The sequence below is a fragment of the Paenibacillus sp. PL91 genome, assembly GCF_012935325.2.
GTDB lineage: Bacteria > Bacillota > Bacilli > Paenibacillales > Paenibacillaceae > Pristimantibacillus.
In genome coordinates, this window is sequence record NZ_JABBYG020000055.1 from 1 (window position 1) to 2970 (window position 2970).

Annotated in this window: 4 protein-coding genes; 1 reads left to right on the top strand and 3 read right to left on the bottom strand. The window is 41.7% G+C overall.

The annotated features are described in order from the left end of the window. Positions 1-286: 286 nt before the first annotated feature. Positions 287-997: an SDR family NAD(P)-dependent oxidoreductase gene (locus HI950_RS35265; protein WP_169091747.1), complete on the bottom strand. Its 711-nt coding sequence runs from the start codon at positions 995-997 to the stop codon at positions 287-289. Positions 998-1101: 104 nt separating this feature from the next. On the opposite strand from HI950_RS35265, the gene HI950_RS35270 reads away from it, so the two are divergent. After that, a complete protein-coding gene (locus HI950_RS35270; RefSeq protein ID WP_169091745.1) occupies positions 1102-1461 on the top strand; it encodes a MerR family transcriptional regulator in 360 nt (119 codons plus the stop codon). A gap of 71 nt (positions 1462-1532) precedes the next feature. Here the strand turns inward: HI950_RS35270 and HI950_RS35275 are convergent, their stop codons facing one another. After that, positions 1533-1733, bottom strand: a complete 201-nt coding sequence (locus tag HI950_RS35275) for a hypothetical protein (protein ID WP_169091741.1) — start codon at positions 1731-1733, stop codon at positions 1533-1535. Positions 1734-1982: 249 nt separating this feature from the next. After that, positions 1983-2141 carry a hypothetical protein gene (locus HI950_RS35280; protein ID WP_169091743.1) on the bottom strand — a complete coding sequence of 53 codons (159 nt, stop codon included), beginning with the start codon at positions 2139-2141 and terminating at the stop codon, positions 1983-1985. Between the last annotated feature and the right edge of the window lie 829 nt (positions 2142-2970).

Sequence of the window (2970 nt, forward strand, 5' to 3'; positions counted from 1 at the left end):
TCGATTAAGACCGCATCCTTTATCACTTTACTTCTCTAATAGATTAACGTAATAAAGTGATAATGTAAAGTTATGTAGGTCGGTCAGCCACGCTAAACTACCAGTTAGCATAATGAAGGGCCGCCATGAGGCAGCCCTTCCGAGGTTGAACTATCGTTCCCCGTTAGTTTAATAGTGGGTTACCCCGACCACCGATATACTTAATTTATTTTACTAGAATCTTGTACGCAAAAAACTCTTGTCCGCGATATGGGCGGCAAGAGTTTTTGCTTTCGGCAGTTGCGGGTTACCAGGCGTAAACGCCCTTCTCATCCAAGAATTCGCCGTTATGACGTTTGCCATCTGTCGCATAACCCACTATAATCGCAGCGGCGGCTTCTTTCGATTTACCGCCTGCGGCATTACCGTTAAGATCTGTTGAGGTGAATCCAGGCGTTACCGCGAATACTTGAGCGCTGCTGTTTTTGACTTCATAAGCCATTGAAAGAGTCATAGCATTGTTAGCCGTTTTAGATGAGTTATAATCGAATGCGTTTAAAGTAAATTCAGCATTTTGCATATGGTCCAAAGAAGCCATGTCGGTCGATACATTGATGATTGTGCCTTCGTTATCTTTGATTAAAGGGAACAAACGCTGATTTAAACGGAAGGTCCCGAAAAAGTTAACTTCGAAGGCATTCCGCAGATCTTCCTCTTTGGTATCCGTAAAAGAACGGGAGAAAGCGCCAGGCATACCAGCGTTATTGATCAGAAGCTTCAAGTCCGGATAATTCTTGTTGATCGTAACGGCAGCCTGTTCGATGATTTTCAAGTCACCCATGTCGATTTGTATAAATTCTACGTCTAACCCCTTGGAAGTTAACTCGGAAACGGCTGCTTTACCCCGATCGGCACTGCGTGCGCCAAGGATGACTTTCCAGCCTGCTTCACCTAACTGCTTAACGATTTCAATTCCGATTCCTTTATTTGCTCCGGTTACAAAGGCGGTCCTTATCATGCGAATCCTTCTTTCCCTAATTTAATTTTTCTTTAACAATTTATAAGTTACTATGCTACACTTAGTGTAGGTCAACAATTATTTTTTTATAAAAGAGGGTTAGTATGTTAACGATTGGAGAAGTGGCGAAGGAAGTCGGGATCAATATTGGAGCGATCCGCTTTTACGAAAGAAAGGGACTGTTGAAACCTGCTGCCCGAAGCGAGCAGAATAACCGTCTTTATAAGGATGATGATCTGAGCTGGCTGGTTTTTATCAAATGTCTTCGCGAAACCGGGATGAGTGTGGAGGACATCAAAAAGTATTATGATAAGGTGAACGAAGGAACCTCAACCCTGCCGGAGAGAATCAAACTGATTGAAGATCAAAAGCAAAAGCTGCTGAAAGATATTGAGGAGAAGGAAGCGCAGCTCGTTCATTTGGAAGAAAAACTGAAGCGCTATTATCGCGGGGAAAATTATTAATATAAGCATATAAGCCGGGTCATATAGACTAAACTTTTGAATCTCATGTAAGAGCAAGTACCATAATGATGTTATCCGCATAGGAATGCCGAAACGTTATCTTCCGAAACCCATCCGTTCACCGCTGTCAGCGTTGCATCGATTTCTTCGTCCGTATGCGCTGTGATCAGGAACCATGGATAGGCGATTGAAAAGATGCTGTCACTCAGACGATTCACCGCGGCATTCACGACTCGAACGGGATTTTCATGGATGTCTTCCTCCAAGTCCATTGGTAAGTTTTTGTTGTTTTAGCATGAAAAATATTCCAGTGATTGTAATCGAAATCAATATTTGGTTTAAGGGTGGTTCATTGACGTAATCTGCCCGTTAGCTCAACGCTAATCACCAGGACATCTGTACAAAATTTCTTATTTTGTGAAGATTGCAAAAGGAAAAAGGAGCTGCCGCGGCAGCTCCTTCATCGGTTATGGATGTCGAAAGTAGTAAAGTGTATTGTTACACATTATCCTTGAGACGTTTTATGCTTGATCAAGTACTCCCGTTGTCTCTTGAGATGCCATTTGTTTTTGCGCTTTAGTTACTTGATTGCGTTCGTGGTTGAATTCGTTTGATTCACTGTATTTAGCAGGAACTTCTTTGGTCTGATCTACTTTCCCTATAGCTTGCGACTTAGTCATGTTTATCTCCTTCGCAATCAAAATCCAAAAGGCCCATGAAATGAAAATCATCTTAGTGTGCTACTAGGTACAGACTTGAGTATCCACGTCATCCGGGTGCGGAGTCGATTGTTCAAACTCCGGGAATTCCCTCTCCTCTATTTCAGGGATGTCTGGCTGTGGAATTTCACGAATATCATCCATTTTCTTATTCCTCCATATTTACATCTTTTCTGTAACGCTTGGCCTATATATTGTTTGTGAATTTTCCAATTATATACGTACGATCGTACTACGCAAGAGTGATGTGGCTGCCGGCCAAAAAAATCGGCTATGACTACATGTTCTTGTCCTAATACGGCTGCGGATATATGTTCTTGTCTTTCGCTTTTGACAAGAACATATATCCGCAAAATAAAAAAGCCGCGCAGCGCGCAGCTCTCTATGCATATATGTTCTTGTCCCCCGATATTCATTGAACTACGTTACCCGTTAGTTTAACTTTTCCATAAATATAATGATATTCCTAATTGAATCGAGGATTTAGGATGATACTCACTTACTGAGAGTGGTAAGGTCAGAGCTCATCCACTTGCATTCTATCTAGGCGTTCCAGCACTTCATTAGTCGAAAGGTCATCAAGTGGTATGTTCGTTTTTCATCCATAAATTAAGTTCACTCCCCCTTTTGTTACCAGCAGCTGTCTTCACTTGCTTAGTGACTAAAAAAAAACCCTTCTAACGAAAAGTATTATATAAAACCAGAATGGTAACAGCACGTTGCTAGGAGGGAGAAATTTATGACTATCCAACTCGCTGAATGTATTAATCACTCAGCTCAAAATAATCCC